Source organism: Rhodoplanes azumiensis (assembly GCF_042682915.1).
GTDB classification, from domain to species: domain Bacteria; phylum Pseudomonadota; class Alphaproteobacteria; order Rhizobiales; family Xanthobacteraceae; genus Rhodoplanes; species Rhodoplanes azumiensis.
The window spans coordinates 25,464-52,130 of record NZ_JBHUIW010000008.1; the positions used below are offsets into that span (position 1 = coordinate 25,464).

The window sequence follows — 26,667 nt, forward strand, 5'->3', positions numbered from 1 at the left end:
ACAGGACCGGTGCGCGGGTTGCGGAATCGACTGTTTCTTAGCGGTTTTCGCTGTCGACCTCGGAGATGAGGCGGATCGGCGGGCCTGGGGGCCACGCCGGCACGCCGGTTCGGCGCGGATGGCGATGACGATCCACATCGACATCGCCGCCGTGGCGGCGACACGTCCGCCCGATCGGGTCAGACGGCGGCCGTGAGGGTCAGCGCCCGTGTCAAATCGTCGGCGATGGCGGGGACGTGGATCTGGCGCGTCGCCTTGCCCATCCCGCGCCATCGCATGCGACGCCGTCCGTCGCTGCGCGTCCACGTCCCGAAGATCGTCTCGATCCTTTGCCTGACCCGGTCGATCGGCCGGTTCCAGGCGTCGAGCCGGGCGAGGGGCTCGGCCTCGTCACGACCCCACAGGGCGGCCGCAGCGATCCGTGGGGTGCCGCCCTCGGCGCGAACGGCGTCACCGAGTTGGCGTCCTCGGTGGGCACAGTCGGCGAAGACTTCACCCGGATCGTCCGGTCCGGCCGCGGGACCGGCCTTGCTGTCGGCGACGTCGGCCGCGGTCACGGCGATCGGTTCGACGAGGCTGGTGTCCGCATCGGCTCCGACATGCACCTTGGACACGGGCACGGCGGGCTTGCCGCGGCGCCCGACCATTCTCACCCGGCGGCGGCCGCGGCTTTCGCGGCGAGGCGCTGGTCGAAGCGCGCCGTGTCGATCACGGCCCGCACATGTGTGCCGTCGCCGACCGTCTCGACGGCGTCGTGCGCCGTCACCCTGAAGGTCAGGGTGCGGCCGTCGATCGCGACGAGCTCGGCCTCCGCCTCGACCCGCATGCCGAGCGGGGTCGCGGCGCGGTGCTCGACGTCGAGCCTGACGCCGACGCTCTGCCGGCCGTCGGGCAGCGCGGCGGCGACCGCGTCGACCGCGGCCGCCTCCATCAGGGTCACCATCACGGGCGTGGCGAGCGCCGTCACGCCGCCGCTGCCGACCCGCACGGCGGTGTGCTCCGCGCCGACCACCAGCGTGGCACGTCCCTTCAGCCCGACGAAAAGGCCCGGTGTCCCGCTTGTCATGTCACACCCGTGTTCGTGAAATCGTGATCAGGAGATCGGTAGCCGACATCGCCGCACTGCCGTCGCGCGGCCGTGTCGTCGACGCGCCATGGCAGCGGTGTCGCACCGCCCCGAATTCGCGCCCCGGTGAGCCTCGCTTAACCGCTTCTTTACCGTGACCCGTGGAAAGTCGGGACGAGGATCGCCGATCGCGTCCCGATTCCATCGTTCGTTAACGACCGGACGTCGGCGCACCGTTGTCGCGGTTCCGTTCGATGCGTTTGGGCCGGGTATCCACATGACAGGCGCGCCAGGTTACGTCAAAGGGGGTCGCCGCGACGCGCGGGATCAAGCTCCCGACAAGGCGCACCGGTCCGGATCGTCGTTCCGGCGGTGGCTCGGCTCCGTCATTCCGGACGAGCGCACGCCCGATCCGAACGACTTCGCCACCACGACGGCGTCGGCGCCCGAGCTCTCGTCCGCGCCCGCGGCGGCACCCGCGTCCGCGGCGACGGACCCGCGCGTGGCGGCACCCGCGATGCCGAGCCGAGCGCTCCCCGACCGCGACCTCGTCGCCCTGTGCAACCGGTTCGAGGGCATCACCCGCCAGCTCGAGCGGCTCGTCCACACGACGCTCGACACCACCACCGCCGCGGCGCCGGCGAAGGCGCCCGCGAGTGCCTCCGGCGGCAGCCCGCTCGACCGCGCCGTCGCCGAGATCGCGGCGCGCCAGCGCGCGCTCGACAGCGAGAGCCCGCCCTCGGTGCCGAGCATGTTCGCGCCCGTGATGGACCCGGCGGCGCTCGCCCCGGCGCCGCTCGACCTGTCGCGGCTCGAGGAGCAGCTCCGGCTGATCACCACGCGGATCGAGACGCTGCGCTCGCCGTGCCGGGCCGAGGAGATCGCTTCGGAGCTGCGCGAGGAGCTGCGCCGCATCGGCCGCGCCGTCCACGATCTCGTTCCGCGCCACGCCTTCGAGGCGCTGGAGGGCGAGGTGCGGGCGCTCGCCTCCAAGCTCGACCAGAGCCGCGGCGGCGGCTTCGATCCGGCCGTGCTGGCGCCGCTCGAGCAGGGCCTCGCCGAGGTGCGCGACGCGCTGCGCGGGCTCGGCCCCGGCGAGCTCGCGGGCTCGGTCAACACGCTGTTTCACAAGATCGACGAGGTCACGGCCGACGGCCTCGACGCGACCGTGCTGCACCAGCTCCAGGACGCGGTCGGCACGCTGCGCGGCATCGTCTCGACGGTCGCCTCGGGCGATGCGCTCGCCGCCCTCGTCGCCGAGGTGCGGGCGCTGTCCGAGAAGATCGAGCAGACGCCGCCGGCACCGGCTGCGCCAGCGCCGGAGCCGGGATTCGGCTCGCCCCAGCACGAGCTGCTCGCCAGCCTCGAGCGCCAGATCTGCGGCATCGCCGAGACGCTGGCGGCCCAGAACGCGGCCCAGAATGTGGCCCAGGCGGCCGCCCGGGCTGCGCCGGCGGCGGCCGGCGACGTCGCGCCGCCCGCCGTCGCGCCGCCTGCCGCCGTGCCGCCGACGCTCGAGCCCCTGATGGCCTCGATCGCCGAGCGCCTGGAGAAGTTCGACCTGCTCGCCGACGAGCGCCCGTCGCTGGCGCCGATCGAGGACCAGATCAGCAAGCTCGACGACAAGCTCGACCGCCTGGGTGCAAGCGCCATCGACGCCGCCATGGTGGCACAGGTCGAGGACCGCATCCGCCTGCTTGCCGACAAGCTCGACCGCATCGAGCGCTCGGCCCTCGACCATCCCGGCCTGGCGCCGTTGGAGAGCCGGATCGTCGACCTGGTGCGCAAGATCGAGCAGTCGGAGCAGCGGCTCGAGATGCTGCCGGCGCTGGAGCGCGGCATGGCCGAGCTGCTCGCCCATGTCGAGGCGCTGCAGGCCCGGCCCGCGGCTCCGCCCGAGCCGAGCCCGGCCCTGACGGCGCTCGCCCGCGACGTCGAGAGCCTGCGCCGGAACCAGGAGGACGCCGACCGCCGCACCCGCGAGCAGCTCGAGGCGGCGCATGGCACGCTCGGCCGCATGGCCGATCGATTGGCCTCGATCGAGCAGGATCTGCGCGGCGCTCCCCGTCGACCGGCCCCGGTCGACGGCCCGGCCCCGATGGCGCCCGCCGCGATGACCCCGGCGCCTGCCGCCCCGGCCGCGGTCGCGCCGACCGTGCCTCCGCCGGCATCGCCGCCCCTGGTCGGCCCGGCGATGCCGGGGCTCACGTTCGGCCCAGCCCCGGCGCCGGCGGTCGCGCCCGGCCCCGTCGCGGCGCCGGCCGCGGCCGCTCCGGCGGCCCGCGCCAACGGCCTCGCCATCCCGGTCGGCCCGCCGCGGCGCCCGACGGCGCCCGACGGCGATCATGCCGAGCCGGCCGCCGGCCCGTCGCCCGACGCGCCGATCGAGCCCGGCTCCGGCCCGCCCTGGAACCGCGGCGGCCGCAGCGCCGCCGAGCGGATCGCCGCCTCGCAGGCGGCGCTCGGACCGGCCGTCGCGCCGCCCGCGGCCGAGACGACGGGGGCGCGTCCGAACTTCATCCTGGCCGCTCGCCGGGCCGCGCAGGCGGCCAGCGAGCAGCCGGGCACGCCGGCCGCTGCCGGGGCCGTCTCGCCCGCCGCGGTCGGTCGCGGCCGCTCACTCGGCGACCGGGTGCGAGCCCTGTTCATGACCACGAGCGTGATCGTCATCGCGGCCGCGCTGGTGCCGATCGGGTGGTCGGCGTTCGGGCCGGACGGCGACACGCCGTCCGCGCCGGTCGCCGCCACGCCGCAGGCCGCGGCGCCGTCGCTGGCCGCCACCGGGGCGACGGACGAGAAGGCCGGCAGCCGCGCCGGCTCGCAGCTCGCCGATCTGGTGCCGCCGACCGAGCGGACCGCCGCGGCGCGCGCCCTGTCGCACGCCCCGCCGACCGCTCGCGCGCTGCTCGAGAAGCACATGCCGAAGTTGAAGGACGACGCGGCCCTGGTGGCGCCGCCGACGCCCTCCGCCCCGGCGACCGTGCCGGCCGCCCCGTCCGCGCTGCCGGCGCCGACCGCGACCGCTCCGGCCGCCGCCCCTGCGGCGAGCCCCCCGTCGCGCGTCGCTGCCGTTCCGGTTCCCCCCGCCCCGGACGTGACCGGCACCGTGCCGGTCGCCCGGCTGGTGCCGCCGCCGGCGACGCCGCTGCCCGCCACGCCGGCGCCGCCCGCGGCCGGTCCGGCCGCGCCGTCGGACGACGGCGGGGCCATCGAGGCCTGGCCCGAGACCTTGCCCGCCGCCTTCTCCAGCAAGCCGCTGGTCGCCGGGGTCGCCGCCCGCAACCCGGCCGCCGCCTACGAGATCGCCATGCGCTACGCCGAGGGGCGCGGCGTGACGGCCGACATCGCCGCCGCCGTGCCGTGGTTCCAGCGCGCCGCCGCGGCCGGCCTCGCACCCGCCCAGTTCCGGCTCGGCAGCCTGTACGAGAAGGGCAACGGCGTGAAGAAGGATCTCGCCGAGGCGCGGCGCTGGTACGCCGCCGCGGCCGAGCGCGGCAACGCCAATGCGATGCACAACATCGCCGTGCTGTACGCCGAGGGGATCGACGGCAAGCCGGACTTCCAGACCGCCGTGCAGTGGTTCACCAAGGCGGCCCGCCACGGCGTCGCCGACAGCCAGTACAATCTCGCGATCCTCTACGCCCGCGGCATCGGCACCGAGCAGAACCTCGCCGAGGCCTACAAGTGGTTCGCGATCGCCGCCCAGAAGGGCGACAAGGACGCCGCCAAGAAGCGCGACGACCTCGCCGCACGGCTCGATCAGCAGAGCCTGACCGCCGCGCGCCTGGCCGCCCAGAGCTTCGTGCCGCTGGTCGCGCCCGAGGACGCCATGACGGTGCCGCCGCCGCCCGGCGGCTGGGAGGACGCCGCCTCCGGCCGCGGCCGGGCGAAGCCCAAGAGCCGCATTCCGATGGAGCAGGCGGCCCGGCTGTGACGTTTTCGCGCGCGGCATGCGCGTCGTGACGCCATGGGCGTCGTGATCGGATGCGAGGCCCGGCCGCGCGCGGGTCGTGCCGGTCGACGGCGGCCGACCGCCGTCGCGCCGATTTCACTTTCCGTTTGCGGGGCGAGCCTGTAGGGCTTCGCGACAGCGTGGTTTGTCGCCGCGCGCGCCGTCGTGACGACCCTCGACCTCTGACCGGCATGCGTCCCCGGACCAGGCCGCGGATCCGAGCCCGTGGAAATCTATCTCCCGATCGCCGACCTGCCGGTGAACGTGTTCCTCGTCTTCGCGATGGGGACCGCGGTCGGGTTCATCTCGGGCATGTTCGGCATCGGCGGCGGCTTCCTGATGACGCCGCTGCTGATCTTCATCGGCGTGTCGCCGGCCGTCGCGGTGGCGACCGTATCGAGCCACATCGCGGCGTCGTCGTTCTCGGGGGCGCTCAACTACTGGCGCCGCCGCGCCATCGATCTCGCGCTCGCCTTCATGCTGCTGATCGGCGGCTTGATCGGCACCGCGGTCGGGGTGTGGCTGTTCACGCTGCTGCGGGCGCTCGGCCAGCTCGATCTCGTCATCGCGCTCTCCTATGTCGTGCTCCTGTCGTCGGTCGGCAGCCTGATGGTGGCCGAGAGCGTGCAGGCGATCATCCGCCTCCGGCGCGACAAGAACACGGTGCCGGCCCGCCATCCGGGCGGCCACACCTGGCTGCACGGCCTGCCGCTGAAGGTGCGGTTCAAGCAGTCGCGGCTCTACGTGTCGGTGATCCCGGTGTGGCTCATCGGCTTCGTGATGGGCTTTCTCGGCGCCATCATGGGCATCGGCGGCGGCTTCATCCTCGTGCCGGCGCTGATCTATCTCCTGCACGTGCCGACCAGCGTGGTGATCGGCACCTCGATGGTGCTCACCCTCGTCACCATGGCGGGCGCCACCATCATGCACTCGGCGACCAATCATCTGGTCGACGCGCTGCTCGCCCTCATCCTGATGGTCGGCGGCGTCATCGGAGCGCAGTTCGGGGCGCAGGCGGGCCAGAAGATGCGCTCCGAGCGGCTGCGGCTGATGCTGGGGCTCCTGGTGCTCGCGGTCGGCCTACGCTTCGCCGTGAACCTCTTCGTCGTGCCGGGCGAGCTGTTCTCGTTCCGCCTGATGGAGGGCGGGCGATGAGACGCGCGCGGCTCGTCCTCGCCGTGTTGGCCGGCGTTCTGGCCGGCCTGTCGTCCGCGACCGGCGGTGCGGGCGCGGCCGAGCGGCTCGTCACCTCGCTGTCGACCCACCGGGTGCTGATCAACTCGGTGTTCACGGGCGCCGAGGTGGTGCTGTTCGGCGCCGTCGAGAGCGACGGGGCGGGGCCGTCGCGGCGCGGCGGCTACGACGTGATCGCCACCGTGGTCGGGCCGCCCCAGACGCTCAAGACGCTGAAGAAGGATCGCCTGCTCGGCATCTGGATCAACGCCGACTCGCGCACCTTCATCGGCGTTCCCGCGTATCTCGCCGTGCTCGGCACCCGGCCGTTCGATCGCTTCGTGCCGGCCGACCGGCTGCGCCGGCTGCAGATCGGCCTCACCAACGTGGTGTTGCCGCAGCAGATCGGTCCCGACATCGCCGACGTGGTCGCCGACGACCCGTTCCGCCAAGCGTTCCTGCGGCTGAAGACCGAGCGCAAGCTCTACATCGAGGATCCGACCGCCGTCACGATGCTGTCGCCGACCCTGTTCCAGGCGTCGATCCCGCTGCCGGCCGAGGCGCCGGTCGGCATCTACGAGGTCGACGTGAAGCTGTTCCACGACGGCGTGCTGGTGGCACGCTCGATCTCGGCCTTCGAGATCGTCAAGGTCGGCTTCGAGCGTTTCGTCGCCACCGCGGCGGTCGACAACGGCCTTCTCTACGGCATCGTCACCGCCATGATGGCGCTGCTGACCGGCTGGCTCGCCTCGGTGGTGTTCAGACGGGATTGAGGATGGTCCGAGGGGCACGTCCCGCATGGTGAGGAGCGGCGACCCGGGTCCGCGCGACGCGTGGCCCGCGTGTCAACTCCGGCCGCGTCTCGAACCACGCGGCCTCCGGCGTCGCGGTTTCTTCACGAACGACTCGACGAATCGAACGACGACGTCCGCCGGGGGCCGCCCCCGCCCTTCGAGACGCCCGCCACGCGGGCTCCTCGGGACGAGGGCGGGGTGGGTCATCGCGAGCGGACGCTCAGTCCACCAGGCCCTTCTTCACCAGCCAGTCCTGGATGAGATCGGCGACCTGGCCGTTGTTCTTGTCCATCATGAGCATGTGCGAGTTGCCCTTGATGCCGACCTTGGGCAGGTCGACGACGTCGACGCTGCCGCCCGCCGCCTTGACGGCGTCGCCGAAGGACACGTCCTTGGCCCGCATGGTCGGCCAGCGCGAATCCTGCTCGATGTAGTCGCCGAACACCATCAGGGTCGGCACGTTCTTGAGGGCCGCGGCCTTGGCCGGGTCGCCCGGCACGGCCGGCTCGACCGCCACCAGCGCCTTGACCTTGTCGGGATGCTCCTGGGCGATCTTGAAGGCGAAGCCGCCGGCCTGGCTGTGGAACAGGATCACGCAGGGGCAGACCTTCTGCACCAGCTCCGTGTAGGCCGCGATGATCGCCTTGTCGCTGTCGAGCCAGCGCGGCACGTTCTGGCGCACGAAGCTGTCATAAGCCTCGATCGGGAACTGGCTGCCCGGCAGCGGCTTCAGCTTGGCCGGATCGGGGTTCCAGGAGCCCGGTCCGGCGCCGATGCGGAAGCGCTCGAAGGCGTTGCCGCGGGTGAGGAACACGGGCGAGCTCGACCAGATGTCCGGGCTCGGATAGCCGGAGCGGCCGCGCTCCACCGCGTCGGAGACGTAGACGTCCCAGCCCTTGCGGACGAACATGTTGAGCCAGCCGTCACGGCCGTCCGGTGTCGTCTCGTAGGTCACCCCGGTCAGCCCGCCGCCGTGCCACATCAGGAGCGGGAACTTGCCCTTGCGGGTGGCCGGGAAGAAGTACTGCACGTACATCTGCTCGACCTGATAGGGGCCGTTCGGGTCCATCTTGGCGGGCGTGCCGCCGGCCGAGAACACCACCTCGCGCACCGGCTTGCCGGTGACCTCGACGATGCGGCCGCCGATGTGGAACGAGCCCATGTCCCGAAGCTGGATCGGCTCCTTCTTGGCGGCGGGGTCGGGCAGCACCGGGCCGCTCGGGGCCGGCGCAGCGGACGGGGCGGCGGGTGCGGTGGTGGGCGTGGTGGTGGGCGCGGTCTGGGCGAGGACCGGCGAGGAGAGCGCGGACGCGCCGAAAAGGCCGAGCGCGAGCCCGGCCAGCAGCAGTGTTTTCATTATTGCAGACTCCCGGAAGTGACGACGCCCGGGATGGTAGACGGCCCGATCGGCGCCGCAAGGCCTCGCGCCGCGTGTGCCCGACGGAGACATGCAACGAGGCGCGATGCGCTCTCACCCCTTCGCCCGGGCCTGGTCGGCGAGCGTCTTCAGCACCTTGCGGAGCCCCGCCGCCGTCGTGATGCGCTCGGGGAATGCCACGCGGCGGGTGAGGTCGCCGGCGGCGAGGTCGAGGCCGTCGGGGTCGAGGCCCGTCACCTTCCAGGGCCCGGCGGGCGCGCCGGCCAGCACGGTCGCATAGAGCGTCACGGCCTCGGCGTGGTCCTGGTTCACGTGGGCGATCGCGCTCTCCTCGGCCGCCACGAGCTCGTCGGCGCCGGAAAGGTCGCTCAACACCTCCTCGGGCGCCAGATCGGCGGCGCGGGCGAAGCCACCGTTCAGGTGGAACGCCGCGACCATCATGCGCCAGGTCGAGAAGTCGGGCAGGGCGGCGTAGAGCTCGGCCTTGGGATGGTGCGACAGGAAGCGGCGCCGCAGCGTCGGGTCGTCGTCGCGCACCAGGCTGCCCAGCACGGTGAGCCGGGGGTGGGCGAGCGGATCGCCCTTGCCGGTCGCGGCGAGCAGGATCGAGGCGCGGCCGTCGCGCTCCAGGTTCGCCGTGTGGGTGGCGAGCCGCGACAGCAGCAGCACCGGCGACCCGTCCGCCGCGGTCGCCACGTTGACGAGCGAGCCGAACGGGTGGCCGGTGTGGCGGTCGTTGGTCGACAGGGTGCCGGCGCGTGTCGCGCGCAGCAGGTGCCGGGCCACCGCCACAGGAACGAAGTCCTCGGGAAGCTTGGCGTTTTCCGGGATGCGCCCGGGCATCGTGCCGGGCCGGGGAGGCGGAATGTCGGTCACGGAGGGTCTCCTGGTCGAGCCCCGACTGTCGGGTGCCGGAACGACGAAATAAAGCCCGGAGCGATCCCGGTATGGCGAAATCGCTCGCAAAACACTAGACTCCGGCTCGGAACGCGCAGCTCGGACCCGCTTCGGAACCGCCGAAAGGGGTCACATTTCGGCCCAGCTTTGCGGGCTTCAAGGCCCGAAGAGTTTGCCCGACAACGGGAAAAGAGGCCCATGCCGACCATCGCGCTCGTCGACGACGACCGGAACATCCTCACCTCGATTTCCATCGCGCTCGAGGCCGAAGGCTATCGGATCATGACCTACACGGACGGCGCCTCGGCGCTGGACGGGTTCAAGACCTCGATGCCGGATCTCGCGATCCTCGACATCAAGATGCCCCGCATGGACGGCATGGAGACGCTCCGCCGGCTGCGCCAGAAGTCCGACGTGCCCGTCATCTTCCTCACCTCCAAGGACGAGGAGATCGACGAGCTGTTCGGCCTCAAGATGGGGGCCGACGACTTCATCAGGAAGCCGTTCTCGCAGCGGCTCCTGGTCGAGCGCGTCAAGGCGGTGCTGCGCCGGGCGATCCCCAAGGACGGCGCCGCCCCGAAGGAGACCGACTCGGCCAAGGTGCTGGAGCGCGGCCTTCTGCGCATGGATCCGGAGCGCCACACCTGCACCTGGAAGGGCGAGCCCGTGACCCTCACGGTCACCGAGTTCCTGATCCTGCAGGCGCTGGCCCAGCGGCCCGGCGTGGTCAAGAGCCGCAACGCCCTGATGGACGCGGCCTACGACGACCAGGTCTATGTCGACGACCGCACCATCGACAGCCACATCAAGCGGCTGCGCAAGAAGTTCAAGCAGACCGACGACGACTTCGACATGATCGAGACCTTGTACGGCGTCGGCTATCGGTTCAAGGAATAGCCTCGGTTCGTCCGGCCGGGCGGCGCGGTCCGAGCGACGCGCAGGTGCGCCGAAAAGGTCGGACGCGAACCGGCGAGACGCCCTGACGACACCGCCCCGAAGACACCGCGAGGCGCACGGCCCGTGCTCGATCGACTTGCCGACCGCGACGGCGCGCCCCGCGACAGCGCCGACCCGACCGTCGAGACGCGGGCCGCTCCGCCGACCGTTCCGGTTCGGCGACCGTCCCGGCGCCGGCGCCCGCTGCGCCGCTTGCTGCGGCCGTTCCGACGCGCCGTCCGCTCCTGGCTGCAGCCGGCCGCCGAGCGCATCCGCCGGTCCGCCGACCGTGCCGCTCCCGGACGCGCCGCCCCACGCCCCACCGAGCCGGTGCTGGCCGGCTACTTCGGCATCGCCGGGCTGCGCCGGATCGCCCGGGCGCGGCGGGCGCTGCGCCGCTCCCGCCTGCGCCTGCAGGTCGCCCTGGCGCCGGCCGCACGCGCCGCCCTCGTGGTCGGCTCCCGGCTCGTCGCCCTCCATCGCCGCAACATGGCGGCGCTCGAGGCCGTGGCCCTTCCCGCCGCGCGGGCGCTGCGCCTCGACAGCCTCGGCCGGGCCCTGCAGCCGGCCTGGAAGCTGTTCACGGCCCTGACCTTCTCGAGCCTCACCCGGCGTATCGTCTTCCTCAACGTCGCCGGCCTCTTGGCCCTCGTGGTCGGCATCCTCTACCTGACCCAGTTCCGCGCCGGCCTGATCGATGCCCGGGTGCACAGCCTGCTGGTGCAGGGCGAGATCATCTCGGGCGCCATCGCCGCGTCGGCGACGGTCGATACCGACACCATCACGATCGATCCGCAGCGCCTGCTCGAGCTGCAGGCCGGCGAGAGCTACGGACCCTCCGACGACGTGCTGTTCGGCTACGAGTTCCCGCTCAATCCCGAGCAGGTGGCGCCGCTCCTGCGCCGGCTCGTCACCCCGACCAACACGCGCGCCCGCATCTACGACCGCGAGGGCACGCTGTTCATGGACAGCCGCACGTTTCTCGGTCGCGGCGACGTGCTGCGCTACGACCTGCCGCCGCCGACCGCCGAGCGACCGGGTGCGGTCGAGCGCACCTTCGGGGCGGTGCGGCGCTGGCTCGGCCGCGGCGACCTGCCGCGCTACCGCGAGCTCGGCCCGGAGGAGAACGGCAAGGCCTATCCGGAGATCGCCCAGGCGCTCGCCGGCCAGAAGGCGAGCGTGGTGCGCATCGACGATCGCGGCAACGTCATCGTCTCGGTGGCGATCCCGATCCAGCGATCGCGCGTGGTGCGGGCCGCGCTCCTGCTGTCGACGCAAGGGGGCGACATCGACCAGATCGTCGAGGCCGAGCGGCTGGCGATCCTCAAGGTGTCGCTGATCGCCGCCGGCATCATGTTCATCCTGTCGCTGCTGCTCGCCGGCACCATCGCGGGGCCGGTACGGCGGCTCGCCGACGGCGCCGAGCGGGTGCGTCGGCGCATCAAGACGCGCGTCGAGATCCCTGACTTCACCGGCCGGCGCGACGAGATCGGCCATCTCTCCGGCGCGCTGCGCGACATGACCAACGCGCTCTACAGCCGCATCGAGGCGATCGAGAGCTTCGCGGCCGACGTGGCGCACGAGCTGAAGAACCCGCTGACCTCGCTGCGCAGCGCGGTCGAGACCTTGCCGCGGGCCAAGACCCCGGAGAGCCAGGCGCGGCTGCTCGCCGTCATCGAGCACGACGTGAAGCGGCTCGATCGGCTGATCTCCGACATCTCCGACGCCAGCCGGCTCGACGCCGAGCTGCAGCGGAACGACTCGGCGACCGTGGATCTGCGCCGCCTGCTCACCACCGTGGTGGCGGTGGCCAACGAGGTGAAGCGCGGCAAGGGCGTCAATGGCGTCGGCGTGTCGCTCGCCTTCGAGGGCGGCGGTCCGCGCAGCTTCCAGATCTCCGGCAACGACTCGCGGCTCGGCCAGGTGGTGCACAACCTGATCGACAATGCGCGCTCGTTCTCGCCGGAGGGCGGCACCGTGCGGGTCACCTGCCGGCGCCGCGACAAGGAGCTCGAGATCACGGTCGAGGACGACGGGCCCGGCATCCGGCCGGACGCGCTCGACAAGATCTTCCAGCGCTTCTACACGGACCGGCCCGACGACCAGGGATTCGGCCAGAACTCCGGCCTCGGCCTGTCGATCTCCAAGCAGATCGTCGAGGCGCATGCCGGCCGCATCTGGGCCGAGAACCGCCTCGGCCCGCCCCCCGCCCCCGATCCCGACGGCGACCACGGCCCGACCGTCCTCGGCGCCCGCTTCGTCGTCCGCCTGCCGGCGATGTGAGCCCGTGGGGACGTCGGCGAGACTGCGACGCGGGGCATGCAGTGTCGCGGCGGCGCCTGCATTCCCGAAGTGTTTGATGTGCCGGTCCCTTGCGGCGGGCCGCAGTCTGCCCCCTCCCCGCCAAGGGGGGAGGGAACGCGGGAGCCGCGACGCTCGTGACCGCGGCGAGGCCTTGTCCGGCCGCGGGCTCGCTCCGCCATGACCCCCAGCGCCATGACCCCCAGCGCCATGACTCCCAGCACCGTGACCCCCACCATCCACGCCACCGCGGTGCTGGTCGGGCGCTGCGCCGTGCTGATCCGCGGGCCGTCGGGATCGGGGAAGTCGCGGCTGGCGCTGCGGCTGATCGAGGCGGCCGTGACGGCCGGCGGCTTCGCCCGGCTGGTGGCGGACGATCGCACCATCGTGACGGCGGTCGGTGGCCGCCTCCTGGCGCGCCCGCCCGAGAACCTCGCCGGGATGATCGAGGTGCGCGGCATCGGCGTCGATCGCCACCCGCACGAGCCGGTCGCGGTGGTCGGGCTGGTCGTCGATCTCGCCGATCCGCAGGCCGAGCGCCTGCCGGCCGCATCCGACGCCCGCGTCGTTCTCGAAGGTGTCTCGATGCCGCGGCTGCGTCTTCCGGCGGGCGTCGATCCTCTGCCCGCCGTGCTGGCCGCTCTGGCCCGCCTCGGTCCGGCGCCGGTCGCCCCGCCGTGACGCCGCCGGCCGGCGAGGCGTGGCGTCGCAGGTTCTTCACCGAACGGTCACGCCTGCCTATTAACGAATGACAACTTGAATTTAGCCGTCGGTCTGAAAGGATCCGACGGTCGCCTTTCCGGCGCGGGGCGGTGGTCCGGTGTGCTCCGGCGAGGCTTGCCGGTCCGCGGGCCTTGCGGTATCGGCGACGCCCGGCCCGCGGCTGTCCGCGCCGCGCCGGCCGTCGGGGGACACGCCGCGGACGCAGAGGCCGAAGACCCGGGGACTTGCGCTCGGGCTCCGGGATGTCATGATCCAGTCGCTTTGTCGTGCGGCGCGGTTCGCGCGCCGCGGGGTGCTCCGATGATCGGCCTCGTCCTCGTGACCCACGGTCGGCTCGCCGTCGAGTTCCGGGCCGCCCTGGAGCATGTCGTCGGTCCACAGAGCCAGATCGAGACCGTCACGATCGACCCGAACGACAATGTCGAGCTGCGCCGCAAGGAGATCATCGACGCGGTCGGCCGGGTCGACACCGGCGACGGCGTCGCCATCCTGACCGACATGTTCGGCGGCACCCCGTCCAACCTCGCGATCTCGGTGATGAGCCTGCCGAATGTCGAGGTTCTGGCCGGCATCAACCTGCCCATGCTGGTGAAGCTCGCCAAGATCCGCGTCGAATGCCCGCTGGCCGAATCGGTCGCGGCCGCGCAAGAATCGGGACGCAAGTACATCACCATCGCCAGCCGCGTTCTGGCCGGGAAATGAGCAGGCGATGAGCGACGAGACCGACACGGTCGACGGGACTTGCGGGCCGGAGTTTCCGCCGCCCCGCGAGGGCGCCGTCGTGCGTCACATCCCGATCATCAACCAGAAGGGCCTGCACGCCCGCGCCTCGGCCAAGTTCGTCCAGACCGTCGAGCGGTTCAAGGCCGACGTGTTCGTCACCCGCTGCGGCCAGACGGTCGGCGGCGACTCGATCATGGGCCTGATGATGCTGGCCGCCGCCCCCGGCACCACCATCATGGTCGAGGCGCTCGGTCCCGACGCGGAGGCCGTCGTCGCCGCCCTGGTCGAGCTGATCGGCAACCGCTTCGGCGAGGACGACTGACGGGCGGTCGAGAGCCCGGGAGACGCCGCGACCCTTCGGTCCGCGGCAGATGCTATCACGCGACCTCCGAGGAACTGGACTAGCTCGACGAAACGGCAGCCCAAGTCAGGCGTGCCGAGGTCGTCGGCGAGGCCGAGATCGAGGCGATCGTCGCCAAGCACCGCAAAGCATGAGGCTCGCGCTTTCGCAGGCCGCGGCCGCTTTTATGGAGGCATTTCAATACCGCGAATGCCCAATGTGCCGGTGGGGGCGCCTGCGGTCGCCTTATGTCAGATCCGTCATCCCCGGTCGCGGCTTAACGACATAAAGAAGTCTTTATGTGTTTCTTGCAGGGGCGGCCCGGCCCTGCTATAGGGCTCCCGACGCCGCCCGCGGCCGCGAGGGTCGGGGCGCGCCTGTTGAAACGCCTCAGCCCAGGGATCTCCATGACCGCTTCCGCGAAGCCCGCGTCCGCCGCCGCCCCCGACTATGCCGTGAAGGACATCGGCCTCGCCGACTGGGGCCGCAAGGAGATCGCCATCGCCGAGACCGAGATGCCCGGCCTGATGGCGACCCGCGACGAGTACGGCCCCGAGCAGCCGCTGCGCGGCGCCCGCATCGCCGGCTCGCTGCACATGACCATCCAGACCGCGGTGCTGATCGAGACCCTCAAGGCGCTCGGCGCCGACGTCCGCTGGGCCTCGTGCAACATCTACTCGACCCAGGACCACGCCGCTGCGGCGATCGCGGCCGGCGGCACCCCGGTGTTTGCCGTCAAGGGCGAGAGCCTGGTCGACTACTGGGAGTACACCCACAAGATCTTCGAGTGGGCCGACGGCGGCACCCCGAACATGATCCTCGACGACGGCGGCGACGCGACGCTCTTGATCCATCTCGGCGCTCGCGTCGAGGCCGGCGAGACGGCGCTGATCGCCAAGCCGACCAACGAGGAGGAGGAGGTTCTCTTCGCCGCGATCAAGAAGCGGATCAAGGAGCAGCCCGGCTGGTACAAGCGCAACGCCGAGGCGATCCGCGGGGTCACCGAGGAGACCACCACGGGCGTGCACCGTCTCTACGAGATGCAGAAGAAGGGCCAGCTCCTGTGGCCCGCCATCAACGTCAACGACTCGGTCACCAAGTCGAAGTTCGACAATCTCTACGGCTGCCGCGAGTCGTTGGTGGACGGCATCCGCCGCGGCACCGACGTGATGATGGCCGGCAAGATCGCGATGGTCGCGGGCTTCGGCGACGTCGGCAAAGGCTCGGCCGCCTCGCTGCGCAACGCCGGCTGCCGCGTGATGATCTCCGAGATCGATCCGATCTGCGCCCTGCAGGCCGCCATGGAAGGCTACGAGGTCGTCACCATGGACGAGGCGGCGCCGCGCGCCGACATCTTCGTCACCGCGACCGGCAATCTCGACGTGATCACGGTCGATCACATGCGCAAGATGAAGGACCGCGCCATCGTCTGCAACATCGGCCATTTCGACTCCGAGATCCAGGTCGCGGGCCTCAAGAACTTCAAGTGGCACAACGTCAAGCCGCAGGTCGACGAGGTCGAGTTCCCGGACGGCCACCGCATCATCCTGCTGTCCGAGGGGCGGCTGGTGAATCTCGGCAACGCGACCGGTCATCCGAGCTTCGTGATGTCGGCCTCGTTCACCAACCAGACGTTGGCCCAGATCGAGATCTTCGCCAACCCGGGCAAGTACGAGCGTAAGGTCTACACGCTGCCCAAGCATCTCGACGAGAAGGTCGCCCGCCTGCACCTCGCCAAGGTCGGCGCCAAGCTGACCCGGCTGTCCGACAAGCAGGCCACCTATATCGGCGTGCCGGTCGAAGGCCCGTTCAAGCCCGAGCTCTACCGCTACTGAACGACGCGGCCGCCGGAGGGCGGCCACGTGCGACATGACGAACGAGTCGAACGGCCGGGCCTCGCCCGGCCGTTTCGCGTGCCGGTGCCGATCCGAACGGGTCCGGGTGCCGCCCGAACCATCGCGCCGGAGCCTCGCGCCACCAAGTCGGGTCCGGAGAACCCCGATTTGACCTTCCCCCTGCCGCACTGCGATTATAAGGGGTGAATCGGCCGGTCGGGCCGAAAGCCGCGGCCGGGAAGGAGCATGTCCCCATGTGCCGCTGGATCGCCTATCGGGGCGAGACGATCGCACTCGAGCACTACGTCACGGCGCCCGCCCGCTCGCTCGTCGCGCAGAGCATCCACGCCCTGGAATCCACCGCCGCCACCCACGGCGACGGCTTCGGTCTGGGCTGGTACGCCGAGCACCCGGAGCCCGGCCTCTACCGCGAGGTGCGCCCGGCCTGGTCGGACGAGAACCTGCGCTATCTCTGCCGCCACATCCATTCGCACCTGTTCTTCGCCCATGTGCGCTCGGCCACCGGCACGCCGATCACCCGGCCGAACTGCCACCCGTTCGCCTGCGGCAACTGGCTGTTCATGCACAACGGCTTCATCGGCGACTGGAACCGCATCCGCCGACGGGTCGAGGGGTTGATTCCGGACGAGCTCTACGGCTCGCGCACCGGCACCACCGATTCCGAGGCCGTGTTCCTGGCCATGTTGGGCGCCGGGCTCGATCGCGATCCGATCGGCGCCACGGCCCGCACGCTGGCGGCCATCACCGCGATGACCCGTGAGGAGGGGCGCGCCGACCCGCTGCGCTTCACCGCGGCGATCGCCAACGGGCGCGACCTCTATGCCTTCCGGTACGCCGTCAACGACCAGGCCAACACGCTCTACTACCGGGCGTCCGGCCAGGACGTGGTCTGCGTCTCCGAGCCGCTCGACGAGGACCGCACCGGCTGGCACGCGGTCGAGCCCGACCGCGTCGTCGTCGCCCGCGCCGGCCGCCGGGTCGAGGTGCTGCCCTTCGCGGTCGCCGACGCGCTCGCGGCCGAGTAGGGCGGAGCCGCCTTCCGAGCCCGGCCTTGCTTTAACCTCTCCCCGCGTGCGGGGAGAGGTCGGATTTCACGCCGCAGGCGGGAAATCCGGGTGAGGGGGCGTTTCCGCGAGTCTCGGCTCCTGGGAGACGCCCCCTCACCCGTCTCGCCGCTTTCGCGGCGAGCCACCCTCTCCCCGCGCGCGGGGAGAGGGACGTCGCGCCTGCCGCGCCGCCCAAGGCCCTCCGCGCCCCGCCTCGCCTTGCCGCCGTCCGGGGCGAATGATATCCCCCGGCTCATGACCACCCAGACCATCGACCGCATCCGCAACTTCTCGATCGTGGCCCATATCGACCACGGGAAGTCGACGCTCGCCGACCGGCTGATCCAGCTCACCGGGGCGCTCTCGGAGCGAGAGATGCAGGGGCGCGAGCAGGTGCTCGACTCGATGGACATCGAGCGCGAGCGCGGCATCACCATCAAGGCCCAGACGGTGCGGCTCGCCTACCGGGCGAAGGACGGGAAGGACTACGTCCTCAACCTCATCGACACGCCCGGGCATGTCGATTTCGCCTACGAGGTCAACCGGTCGCTCGCCGCCTGCGAGGGCTCGCTGCTGGTGGTCGATGCGAGCCAAGGCGTCGAGGCGCAGACGCTGGCCAACGTTTACCAGGCGCTCGACAACAACCACGAGGTCGTGCCGGTCCTCAACAAGGTCGATCTCCCGGCCGCCGAGCCCGACAAGGTGAAGCAGCAGATCGAGGACGTGATCGGCCTCGATGCGTCCGACGCGCTGCAGATCTCGGCCAAGACCGGCATCGGCATCCCGGACGTGCTGGAGGCGATCGTCACCCGCCTGCCGGCCCCCAAGGGCGACCCCGACGCGCCGCTCAAGGCCCTGCTGGTGGACTCCTGGTACGACGCCTATCTGGGCGTCGTCGTGCTGCTGCGCGTCGTCGACGGCGCGATCAAGAAGGGCCAGAAGGTGCGCATGATGGGCACCGACGCGACCTACGAGGTCGACCGCGTCGGCGTGTTCACGCCCAAGATGCAGGAGAAGGACGTTTTAGGCCCGGGCGAGATCGGCTTCATCACGGCGTCGATCAAGGAGGTGGCCGACACCCGGGTCGGCGACACCATCACGGACGATCGCAAGCCGACCGCGACGCCGCTGCCGGGCTTCCGCCCGGCCATCCCGGTGGTGTTCTGCGGCCTGTTCCCCGTGGACGCGGCGCAGTTCGAGGACTTGCGCGCCGCCATGGGAAAACTGCGGCTCAACGATGCGAGCTTCACGTTCGAGATGGAGACGTCGGCCGCGCTCGGCTTCGGCTTCCGCTGCGGCTTCCTCGGCCTCCTGCATCTCGAGATCATCCAGGAGCGGCTGGAGCGCGAGTTCAACCTCGACCTGATCGCCACCGCGCCGAGCGTGATCTACAAGATCTTCATGACCGACGGGTCCGAGATCGAGATCCACAATCCGGTCGACATGCCGGACGTGGTGAAGATCAATGAGATCCACGAGCCGTGGATCCAGGCCACCATCATGACGCCGGACGAGTATCTGGGCAGCGTCTTGAAGCTGTGCCAGGACCGGCGCGGCGTGCAGACCGAGCTCACCTATGTGGGCAACCGCGCCATGGTGAAGTACGAGCTGCCGCTCAACGAGGTGGTGTTCGACTTCTACGATCGCCTGAAGTCCGTCTCGAAGGGCTACGCCTCGTTCGACTATCACCTCACCGACTATCGCGAGGCCGACTTGGTGAAGATGTCGATCCTGGTGAACGCCGAGCCGGTCGACGCGCTCTCCATGCTGGTTCATCGCACGCGCGCCGAGGGCCGCGGCCGCGCCATGTGCGAGAAGCTCAAGGAGCTGATCCCGCCGCACATGTTCCAGGTGCCGATCCAGGCGGCGATCGGGGCGAAGATCATCGCCCGCGAGACGGTGCGGGCGTTCCGCAAGGACGTGACGGCCAAGTGCTACGGTGGCGACATCACGCGCAAGCGCAAGCTCCTCGACAAGCAGAAGGAGGGCAAGAAGCGCATGCGCCAGTTCGGCAAGGTCGACATCCCGCAGGAAGCGTTCATTGCGGCGCTGAAGGTGGATGTGTGAGGGAATGACCTTCGCGCCGTCGGGTGGTCAAAGGGGCACAGCGCGTGCCGTGCCCACGCGGGTGTGTTGAACGCGTTCATGTAAATGACGCTATCAGGCGCTCGTTAGCGTATTCTGAAGCCTTCCAAGCTCTTTTCTGTACATGCTCGATATAGGGCTTCAAGATCCTCTTTTATCGTAGCAAGCTCACCTAGTCCGTACTCAGGAAACGTCTCAAAAAATCCAGCCAGTTCATCACCCTCATCCTCGTCCTCAATGTGATCTATTAAGCTTTGGCGAACATGGTTCAAATTGATCATTGAGTCGTATGCGGCCTCGAGGGATGCAAATAGATCAATATCAATAATAGCAACTTCGAGCATAAGCTTGCCCATCTGTTCGGCCTGCACTGGCGGCAGTGGAAACGAAGACCATCTAACATCCCTGTACGCTCGCTGAAATATCACCTCTCCTGATTTTCGGCGCTCTATTGAATATTCATGTTGTTCTTGATTTTCGAAATTACTCTTAATATCTTCAATGGCGTCTTTTATCCGCTTATAGGCCCAGTGGTTAAGTTCGCACTCCCTGGCGAGTAGGGTTCTGAGCGCGCTGCGTTTCCGCTTGTCTGCGCGCGCTCTTTTAAGCCACTCAATTGCTTCTTTCGCTATAAACAGGGCTATCCCTGAAATCACAGTAATTGGGAGTAGTCGTGTTGGCCAATCCATGAGGCTCTCCAAGCTGAAAACGTTGCCGCGTTTTATGCCCCCGGCCAATGCAACTGGCCGGGAGCCGCCCCGCCGCCTGCATTTCGTTGTCGACCCAGCGCGGATGGTGTGCGTGCGACGATCCGGGATCTCTGCCCTGGCAGTCAGTAGCAAGCGTAGCGCAGAAGTAGCGAAGCGACATCCGGGAGCAACGCCACGGTCGTCCCGGAACGTGGCGGTAGCTCGCGGCTTGTCCCTCGAACGAGGGACCGCGCCGATGGCCATTCCGCTGCCGAACCAGCCCTATCCGACGGCGCCCGCCGATCCGGAGCCGACGCCGGCGGATCCGAATCCGGCGCCGGCGCGGCCGCCGCAGCCGGGAGAGGGCTCGCCGTCCGAGCCGATCGGCATTCCGCCGGCGCGGCCGACCGAGACGCCGACGCCGGGCGAGCCGCTCGGCGTGCCGCCGTCCGGGCCGACCGAAATCCCGAGCTCCCCGACGACGCCGACCCCGCAGGCTTGATCGTCGCGCGTCCTGCGCTCAGCCCTGGCTACGGCGTCCAGCTTCGGTTCGCCGACGGCAGCTTGCCCCGGATCGCTCCGGTGCGTAACATGTTACGCACCCTCCGGAGCCTCCCATGCCCGCCCGCGCCAAGAAGCCGCCGCCGAAGAGTCCGCGTCAGCGCATGCAGACGCGGCGCGAAGCCATGCGGGCGCGGGGCCTCCGTCCGGTCCAGCACTGGGTGCCGGATCTGCGCGACCCCGCGGTCCGCGCCGATATCCTGCGCCAGGGCCGGCTGCTCGCGCGTCACTCCGAGAACGCCGCGATCGACGCGTGGATCGACGACGTCTACGAGCCTGACGACCGGTGAAACGGGGCGACCTCGTTCTGGTGGTGCTGTCGGGCGATCTCGGTAAGCCCCGTCCGGCCGTGGTGGTTCAGGCCGACGCGCTCGGTCCCGACACCAACACGGTGCTGGTCTGCCCGCTGACGTCCGACGTCACCGAAGACCTGCCGTTGCGACCGACCATCCGGTTTTCGACGCAGACCGGGCTCGTGGTGCAGTCGCAGATCATGACCGACAAGATCGTCGCGGCGCGCCGCGACCGCATTCGGCGACCACTCGGCCGACTCGACAGTGCGACTGTTCGGGACTTGAACAGCGCCCTGATGGTCGTCCTCGGCCTGGCGGGCTGAGTCGAAAAGGCTCCGATGACCCCCATGTCCACCGACGACCCCCTCTACAAGAAGATCGCGCTCCGGCTGATCCCGTTCATGATGGTGCTCTACCTGGTCGCGTTTCTCGACCGGGTGAACGTGTCGTTCGCGGCGCTGACCATGAATGCCGAGCTCGGGCTCTCGGCCTCGGTCTACGGCTGGGGCGCCGGCATCTTCTTTCTCGGCTACGTCCTGTTCGAGGTGCCCAGCAATCTGATCCTGGAGCGGGTCGGCGCGCGGCGGTGGATAGCCCGCATCATGATCACCTGGGGGCTGGTCTCGGCCGGCATGGCCTTCGTGCAGGGGCCGACGAGCTTTTACGTGCTGCGCTTCCTGCTCGGGGTCGCCGAGGCGGGCTTCCTGCCAGGCATGATCCTGTATCTCACCACCTGGTTTCCGCAGGACAAGCTCGCGCGCTTCGTCGGCCTGTTCATGATGGCGGTGCCGCTGGCGAGCGCGATCGGCGCGCCGTTGTCGAGCCTGCTCCTGCAGACCCACGGCTTTCTCGGCCTGTCCGGCTGGCAGTGGCTGTTCATCCTCGAAGGCCTGCCGGCCTGCGGGCTCGGTGTCGCGGTGCTGATCTATCTGCCGGACGGCCCGAAGACAGCACCCTGGCTCTCCGACGACGAGCGCGCCACCGTGGCGGCACGGCTCGCCGCCGACCGGGCGCGCACGAAAACCCGGCTGCACGCCGCGCTCGGTCCGGCGCTCGGAGACGCCCGCGTCTGGCTTCTCGGCCTCGCCTATTTCGGCGTCGTGGTCGGGCTCTACGGCGTCGGCATGTGGCTGCCGCAGCTCGTCAAGGCGCTCGGCTACGGGATCGAGCAGGTCGGCCTCATGGTCGCGGTCCCCTATGCGGTCAGCGCCGTCGCGATGCTGTCTTGGGGCCGCCGCAGCGACCGTAAGCGCGAGCGCGTCGTGCATGTCGCGCTGCCGACCATGCTGAGCGCCGCCGGCCTGCTGGCCGCCGTGCTGCTGCCGCCGAATCTTTGGTCGATCGTCGCGCTCGGCGTCGCGACGGTCGGCATCTACGCGACGCTCGGGCCGTTCTGGGGCATGCCGCCGCTTTTTCTCCGACGCACCGCGGCGGCGGGCGGCATCGCGCTGATCAACGCGGTCGGCAATCTCGGCGGCTTCCTCGGGCCGATCGTCGTCGGCGTCAGCCTGCAGCACACCGGCAGCGCCCATGCCGGTCTCCTCGCCGTCACGGCCTGCCTCGCTGTCTCGGTCGCCGCCGTGCTGGTCACCGGGCGCCGGCTCGGCGCCGCGGCACGCCCGGCCGCGGCAAGCGCCGGAGCTTGACCCTCGCCGGCCCTCTTGCAGGCCTCGAATCCGCCGCTATATCCCCCTCGTTTCCATCACCATTCCGAGTGGCCGCCAGGACGCATGCCAGGACGCACGCCATGACTTCCGACGCCCCGAACCCCGACGCCGTGACTTCCGATTCCGACGCCGCCGAGGCCGCGACCACCGCCACGGCGTCGCCGCCGGGCGAGACCCACGCCTTCCAGGCCGAGGTCGCCGAGCTGCTGCACCTCATGGTGCACTCGGTCTATTCGGAGACCGACGTCTTCCTGCGCGAGCTGATCTCCAACGCCTCGGACGCCTGCGACCGCCTCCGCTACGAGGCGATCGCGAACCCCGAGCTGCTCGTCGAGGATCCCGAGCTGAAGATCCGCATCCGGGCCGACAAGTCGGACGCCATGCTGACGATCTCCGACAACGGCGTCGGCATGGACCGGCAGGAGCTGATCGACAATCTCGGCACCATCGCGCGGTCCGGCACCCGCGCTTTCGTCCAGAAGCTCGCCCAGGCCAAGGACGGCTCCGGCCTGATCGGCCAGTTCGGTGTCGGCTTCTACGCCGCCTTCATGGTGGCCGACCGCATCGAGGTGACGAGCCGCCGCGCCGGCTCCGCCGAGACCTGGGTGTGGCGCTCGACCGGCAGCGCCGGTTTCGAGGTGGCGCCCGCCGACCCCGAGACGGCGGCGAGGTTTTCACGCGGGACCGAGATCGTCCTCCACTTGAAGAAGGACGCCAAGAAGTATCTCGACGAGTACGAGATCGAGCGCGTCGTCCACGCCTATTCGGACCACATCCAGTTCCCGATCATGCTGATCCCGGGCGGCAAGCGGCCGACCGGCGAGCCGCGCCAGCTCAACAGCGCGAGCGCCGTGTGGCAGCGCTCCAAGTCGGAGCTCAAGCCGGAGGACTACGCGCAGGCCTACCGCTCGATCTGCGGCGCCTTCGACGAGCCGGCCGTGACGCTGCACTACCGCGCCGAGGGCCGGCAGTCCTATGCGGTGCTCTTGTTCGTGCCGTCCGGCTCGCTGTTCGATCTCTACGATCCGGCCCGCAAGAGCCATCTGAAACTCTATGTCCGGCGCGTCTACATCACCGACGATGCCTCGCTGCTGCCGAGCTGGCTGCGCTTCGTGCGCGGCGTCGTCGACTCGGAGGATCTGCCGCTCAACCTGTCGCGCGAGATGCTGCAGAACAATCCGCAGGTCGCGGCGATGCGCAAGGCGATCACCACCAAGGTTCTGGCCGAGCTGGAGAGCGTGGCCTCGAAGGAGCCGGAGAAGCTCGCGACCGTGTGGAGCGAGTTCGGCGCCGTGATCAAGGAGGGCCTCTACGAGGAGCCCGACCGGCGCGAGCAGATCCTCTCGCTCGCCCGCTTCACCTCGACCAAGGGCACGGGCCGCACGCTCGCCCAGTATGTCGACGAGCTGCGCGAGAACCAGACCGAGATCTATTACCTCGCCGGCGAGGATCTGGATCGCCTCAAGGCCAACCCGAAGCTCGAAGCCGCCAAGGCGCGCGGCATCGAGGTGCTGCTGCTCACCGATCCGGTGGACGCGCTGTGGACCTCGCTGCGGCTCGACTTCAAGGGCAAGGGCTTCAAGTCGCTCAGCCAGGGCGAGGTCGATTTCAGCCTGGTGCCGCTCGCCGAGGACGCCGAGGCCGAGGCCGCGGCCGGCACGACCGACACGCCGGCCGTCGACGAATCCGCGGTGATCGCCGCCGTCAAGCTGGCGCTCGGCGAGCGGGTCTCCGACGTGAAGGCCTCGCGTCGCCTCACCGACAGCGCGGCCTGCCTGGTCGCCGGTGGTACCGGGCCGGACCGCGAGCTGGAGCGCCTGCTCGCCAAGCAGAGCCGTGCCTCCGGCACCAAGCCGATCCTCGAGCTGAACATGAAGCACGCGCTGGTCGGCGCGCTCTCGCGCGAGAGCGCCGGCGGTCACGCCGACGAGGCGGCGGATCTCGCACTGCTGCTGTTCGAGGAGGCGCAGATTCTCGACGGCGAGCTGCCCGACGACCCGGCCGCCTTCGCCCGCCGCCTCAACCGCCTGGTGACGCGGGGGCTGGCGGGCTGATCAGCCGCGGCCAGGCGAAACGCCCTTAGGGCGGGCGGGGCGCGCAAACGCCTCGCCCGCGCCGTCGATTCTCACTCCGCCGCGAGCTCCGGGCCGCGGTTGGCGGCGAAGAACTTCAGCGCCACCTCGGGGAAGAGCGCGAAGGAGAGCACGTCCTCCAGCGTCGCGTCCGGGTAGCCCTTCTCGGCGAGCTTGCGCTTGAGGAGCTCCATCTGGGGCGCGATGTCGTCGGCCGGGCGATGGTCGATCACCTTCTGCCCGGCGATCACCTCCTTCATCACGTCCTGGATCGGCGCCGGCGTACGGCCATAGGCGCCGCGCGCCAGATCCTTGATCTCCTGCGGCACCACCTTGTAGCGGCCGAGGATGACGTTGAAGGCGGCCATCGAGCCGACGATCTGGCTGGTCGGGGTGACGAGCGGCGGATAACCGATCTCGGCCCGCACCCGCGGCAGCTCCTCGATCAGCTCCGGATACTTGTCGGCCTTGCCCTGCTGCTTGAGCTGGTTGAGGAAGTTCGACAGCATGCCGCCCGGGATCTGGAACGACAGCACCTTGGTGTCGATGTCGATCGCGGTGTTGAGCTTGAAGGTGTCGGCCAGATCCTTCTTCACCTTCCGGAAGTGGTCGGCGATCGGGTAGAGCTTCTCCTTGTCGATGCCGGTGTCGCGCGGATGGCCTTCGAGCGCCGCGACCAGCGCCTCGGTCGCCGGTTGCGAGGTGCCGAGCGCGAACGGCGACAGCGCGCAGTCGACCACGTCGGCACCGGCCTCCATGGCCTTCAGATAGGTCATCGACGCCATGCCGCTGGTGTAGTGGCAGTGCACGTCGACCGGGACGCCGAGCTTCTCCTTGATGGTCTTCACGAGCTCGTAGGCCGTGTAGGGCGCGAGCAGGCCGGCCATGTCCTTCAGGCAGATCGAGTCGGTGCCGAGGTCGACCAGATCCTTGGCGACCTTCAGGAAGTTCTCGGTCGTGTGATACGGGCTGATCGTGTAGACGATGGCGCCCTGCACGTGCGCGCCGGCCTTCTTGGCGGCCCGCATCGAGACTTCCAGGTTGCGGGTGTCGTTGAGCGCGTCGAAGATGCGGACGAGGCCGATGCCGTTGTCGACCATCCGCTGCACGAAGGTCTCGACCACGTCGTCGGCGTAGTGGTTGTAGCCGAGCACGTTCTGGCCGCGCAGCAGCATCGAGATCGGCGTCTTCTTGATGTACTTCTTGAGCGTGCGCAGCCGCTCCCAGGGATCCTCGTCGAGGAAGCGCAGACAGGCGTCGAAGGTGGCGCCGCCCCAGGCCTCGAGCGCGAAGTAGCCGATCTCGTCCAGCTGCTCGAGCATCGGAATCATGTCCGACGTGCGCATGCGGGTCGCGGCGAGCGACTGGTGTCCGTCGCGCAGGACAGTTTCGACGATCTTCAGAGGCTTCTTGGTCGTCACGAGGCGCTCCCGCGTTTCTCAGGGCCGTCACGAGCCGTCACGAGCGGGTCGCGGTGTCACGTCGCGTTGCGAAGGCGCGGCGGGCGCGGATCCCGATCCCGGTCTCGGCGCGAGTTAATAACGCGGGATCGCCTCGGCGCAATCCGCTGCGAGCGTGGTTCTGTCATGAAACGCACTTTTTGCGGTGCGTCTACGCGCTTCCGCCAACGGGAGAAATGCTGAGACGGGGCGGTGGCGGCGCCTCGGGGGAGCGGCCGCGTGTCGCATGCCGGAACGCGCATGTGAGCGGGATCGCCCGCGGCGGACCGGGCTCGGCTCCGCCTGCAGCGGCGAGGCGGTCCAGCGTGGACCGTCGGCGCGGAACTTCGGGGCGGAGCCTCGGCGGCGGCACCTCGGGTCGAGCGCCACGGGGCGGGTCACGAGCCCGCCGTGCCGAGGGCGCGCCGTACCGAGCGAGCGTGCCGTCCATGCGGGCGCGCCGTCCATGCGGGCGCGCCGCGCGTTCGGCGGGCCACGTCGCTGTGGCGGTCGATGTGGCGCGTCGATGTGGCGCGTGGAGTCGGCCGAGCAAATCCCGGACGGGCCGGTTCGGACGAATCCCGGTGCCGACCACCGGCGGGAGCCACGCTCCCGCGGATCCTGCGCGTCAGGATTGTGGGCGTCTGCCCATTCTGATGCGGTGCAACATGCGTGG

General features: G+C 70.1%; 22 protein-coding genes. 16 read left to right on the forward strand and 6 right to left on the reverse strand.

The window, feature by feature from the left end; all coding sequences use genetic code 11:
- Positions 1-179: 179 nt before the first annotated feature.
- Entirely contained in the window at positions 180-647 is a 468-nt protein-coding gene (locus tag ACFSOX_RS09000; protein ID WP_378477469.1) for a transposase, read from the reverse strand.
- Positions 648-649: 2 nt separating this feature from the next.
- Complete coding sequence (locus ACFSOX_RS09005; RefSeq protein WP_378477470.1) at positions 650-1,066, reverse strand: thioesterase family protein; 417 nt, start codon at positions 1,064-1,066, stop codon at positions 650-652.
- Positions 1,067-1,568: 502 nt separating this feature from the next.
- Between ACFSOX_RS09005 and ACFSOX_RS09010 the strand changes: the two genes are divergently transcribed.
- The 3 genes from ACFSOX_RS09010 to ACFSOX_RS09020 all read left to right on the forward strand — a co-directional run bounded on the left by ACFSOX_RS09010 (position 1,569) and on the right by ACFSOX_RS09020 (position 6,964).
- Complete coding sequence (locus ACFSOX_RS09010; RefSeq protein ID WP_378477471.1) at positions 1,569-5,000, forward strand: hypothetical protein; 3,432 nt, start codon at positions 1,569-1,571, stop codon at positions 4,998-5,000.
- 243 nt (positions 5,001-5,243) lie between these two features.
- Complete coding sequence (locus ACFSOX_RS09015) at positions 5,244-6,173, forward strand: sulfite exporter TauE/SafE family protein (RefSeq protein WP_378477472.1); 930 nt, start codon at positions 5,244-5,246, stop codon at positions 6,171-6,173.
- The gene (locus tag ACFSOX_RS09020) at positions 6,170-6,964 is read left to right on the forward strand and encodes a TIGR02186 family protein (RefSeq protein ID WP_378477473.1); all 795 of its coding nucleotides are present in this window, start codon (positions 6,170-6,172) and stop codon (positions 6,962-6,964) included. The genes ACFSOX_RS09015 and ACFSOX_RS09020 overlap by 4 nt, the downstream gene beginning before the upstream one ends.
- A 241-nt stretch (positions 6,965-7,205) precedes the next feature.
- On the opposite strand, the gene ACFSOX_RS09025 is transcribed toward ACFSOX_RS09020, so the two are convergent.
- Positions 7,206-8,342 (reverse strand): alpha/beta hydrolase, encoded by a 1,137-nt coding sequence (locus ACFSOX_RS09025; RefSeq protein ID WP_378477474.1) that lies wholly within the window; start codon positions 8,340-8,342, stop codon positions 7,206-7,208.
- 114 nt (positions 8,343-8,456) lie between these two features.
- Positions 8,457-9,239 carry a HugZ family pyridoxamine 5'-phosphate oxidase gene (locus ACFSOX_RS09030; RefSeq protein ID WP_378477475.1) on the reverse strand — a complete coding sequence of 261 codons (783 nt, stop codon included), beginning with the start codon at positions 9,237-9,239 and terminating at the stop codon, positions 8,457-8,459.
- Positions 9,240-9,458: 219 nt separating this feature from the next.
- On the opposite strand from ACFSOX_RS09030, the gene ACFSOX_RS09035 reads away from it, so the two are divergent.
- The 8 genes from ACFSOX_RS09035 (at position 9,459) to lepA (ending at position 19,252) form a co-directional block, all read left to right on the forward strand.
- The gene (locus ACFSOX_RS09035) at positions 9,459-10,157 is read left to right on the forward strand and encodes a response regulator transcription factor (RefSeq protein ID WP_111358581.1); all 699 of its coding nucleotides are present in this window, start codon (positions 9,459-9,461) and stop codon (positions 10,155-10,157) included.
- A gap of 123 nt (positions 10,158-10,280) precedes the next feature.
- On the forward strand, positions 10,281-12,479 hold the full coding sequence (locus tag ACFSOX_RS09040; protein WP_378477476.1) for a stimulus-sensing domain-containing protein: 2,199 nt from the start codon (positions 10,281-10,283) through the stop codon (positions 12,477-12,479).
- A 228-nt stretch (positions 12,480-12,707) separates the two neighbouring features.
- Positions 12,708-13,178: an HPr kinase/phosphorylase gene (locus tag ACFSOX_RS09045; RefSeq protein WP_378477477.1), complete on the forward strand. Its 471-nt coding sequence runs from the start codon at positions 12,708-12,710 to the stop codon at positions 13,176-13,178.
- 342 nt (positions 13,179-13,520) lie between these two features.
- Complete coding sequence (locus tag ACFSOX_RS09050; RefSeq protein ID WP_378477478.1) at positions 13,521-13,922, forward strand: PTS sugar transporter subunit IIA; 402 nt, start codon at positions 13,521-13,523, stop codon at positions 13,920-13,922.
- Between the two features lie 7 nt (positions 13,923-13,929).
- Positions 13,930-14,265 (forward strand): HPr family phosphocarrier protein, encoded by a 336-nt coding sequence (locus ACFSOX_RS09055; protein WP_378477479.1) that lies wholly within the window; start codon positions 13,930-13,932, stop codon positions 14,263-14,265.
- A gap of 425 nt (positions 14,266-14,690) precedes the next feature.
- Complete coding sequence (gene ahcY, locus ACFSOX_RS09060; protein WP_378477480.1) at positions 14,691-16,118, forward strand: adenosylhomocysteinase; 1,428 nt, start codon at positions 14,691-14,693, stop codon at positions 16,116-16,118.
- A gap of 254 nt (positions 16,119-16,372) precedes the next feature.
- Complete coding sequence (locus tag ACFSOX_RS09065; RefSeq protein ID WP_378477481.1) at positions 16,373-17,164, forward strand: class II glutamine amidotransferase; 792 nt, start codon at positions 16,373-16,375, stop codon at positions 17,162-17,164.
- A gap of 276 nt (positions 17,165-17,440) precedes the next feature.
- Entirely contained in the window at positions 17,441-19,252 is a 1,812-nt protein-coding gene (gene lepA / locus ACFSOX_RS09070) for a translation elongation factor 4 (protein WP_378477482.1), read from the forward strand.
- A gap of 104 nt (positions 19,253-19,356) precedes the next feature.
- On the opposite strand, the gene ACFSOX_RS09075 is transcribed toward lepA, so the two are convergent.
- Positions 19,357-19,959 (reverse strand): hypothetical protein, encoded by a 603-nt coding sequence (locus ACFSOX_RS09075; RefSeq protein ID WP_378477483.1) that lies wholly within the window; start codon positions 19,957-19,959, stop codon positions 19,357-19,359.
- A gap of 256 nt (positions 19,960-20,215) precedes the next feature.
- On the opposite strand from ACFSOX_RS09075, the gene ACFSOX_RS09080 reads away from it, so the two are divergent.
- From ACFSOX_RS09080 to htpG, 5 genes are all read left to right on the forward strand, one after another.
- Complete coding sequence (locus ACFSOX_RS09080; protein WP_378477484.1) at positions 20,216-20,461, forward strand: hypothetical protein; 246 nt, start codon at positions 20,216-20,218, stop codon at positions 20,459-20,461.
- Positions 20,462-20,576: 115 nt separating this feature from the next.
- The gene (locus ACFSOX_RS09085) at positions 20,577-20,810 is read left to right on the forward strand and encodes an antitoxin MazE family protein (protein ID WP_378477485.1); all 234 of its coding nucleotides are present in this window, start codon (positions 20,577-20,579) and stop codon (positions 20,808-20,810) included.
- On the forward strand, positions 20,807-21,136 hold the full coding sequence (locus ACFSOX_RS09090; RefSeq protein ID WP_378477486.1) for a type II toxin-antitoxin system PemK/MazF family toxin: 330 nt from the start codon (positions 20,807-20,809) through the stop codon (positions 21,134-21,136). Before ACFSOX_RS09085 ends, ACFSOX_RS09090 begins: the two co-directional genes overlap by 4 nt.
- A 24-nt stretch (positions 21,137-21,160) precedes the next feature.
- Entirely contained in the window at positions 21,161-22,459 is a 1,299-nt protein-coding gene (locus ACFSOX_RS09095; RefSeq protein ID WP_378477487.1) for an MFS transporter, read from the forward strand.
- Positions 22,460-22,695: 236 nt separating this feature from the next.
- Positions 22,696-24,534 (forward strand): molecular chaperone HtpG, encoded by a 1,839-nt coding sequence (gene htpG / locus ACFSOX_RS09100; RefSeq protein ID WP_378477588.1) that lies wholly within the window; start codon positions 22,696-22,698, stop codon positions 24,532-24,534.
- Positions 24,535-24,605: 71 nt separating this feature from the next.
- Here the strand turns inward: htpG and ACFSOX_RS09105 are convergent, their stop codons facing one another.
- Positions 24,606-25,973, reverse strand: coding sequence for a pyruvate carboxylase subunit B (locus tag ACFSOX_RS09105; RefSeq protein WP_378477488.1), 1,368 nt, complete (start codon positions 25,971-25,973; stop codon positions 24,606-24,608).
- Positions 25,974-26,667 lie beyond the last annotated feature (694 nt).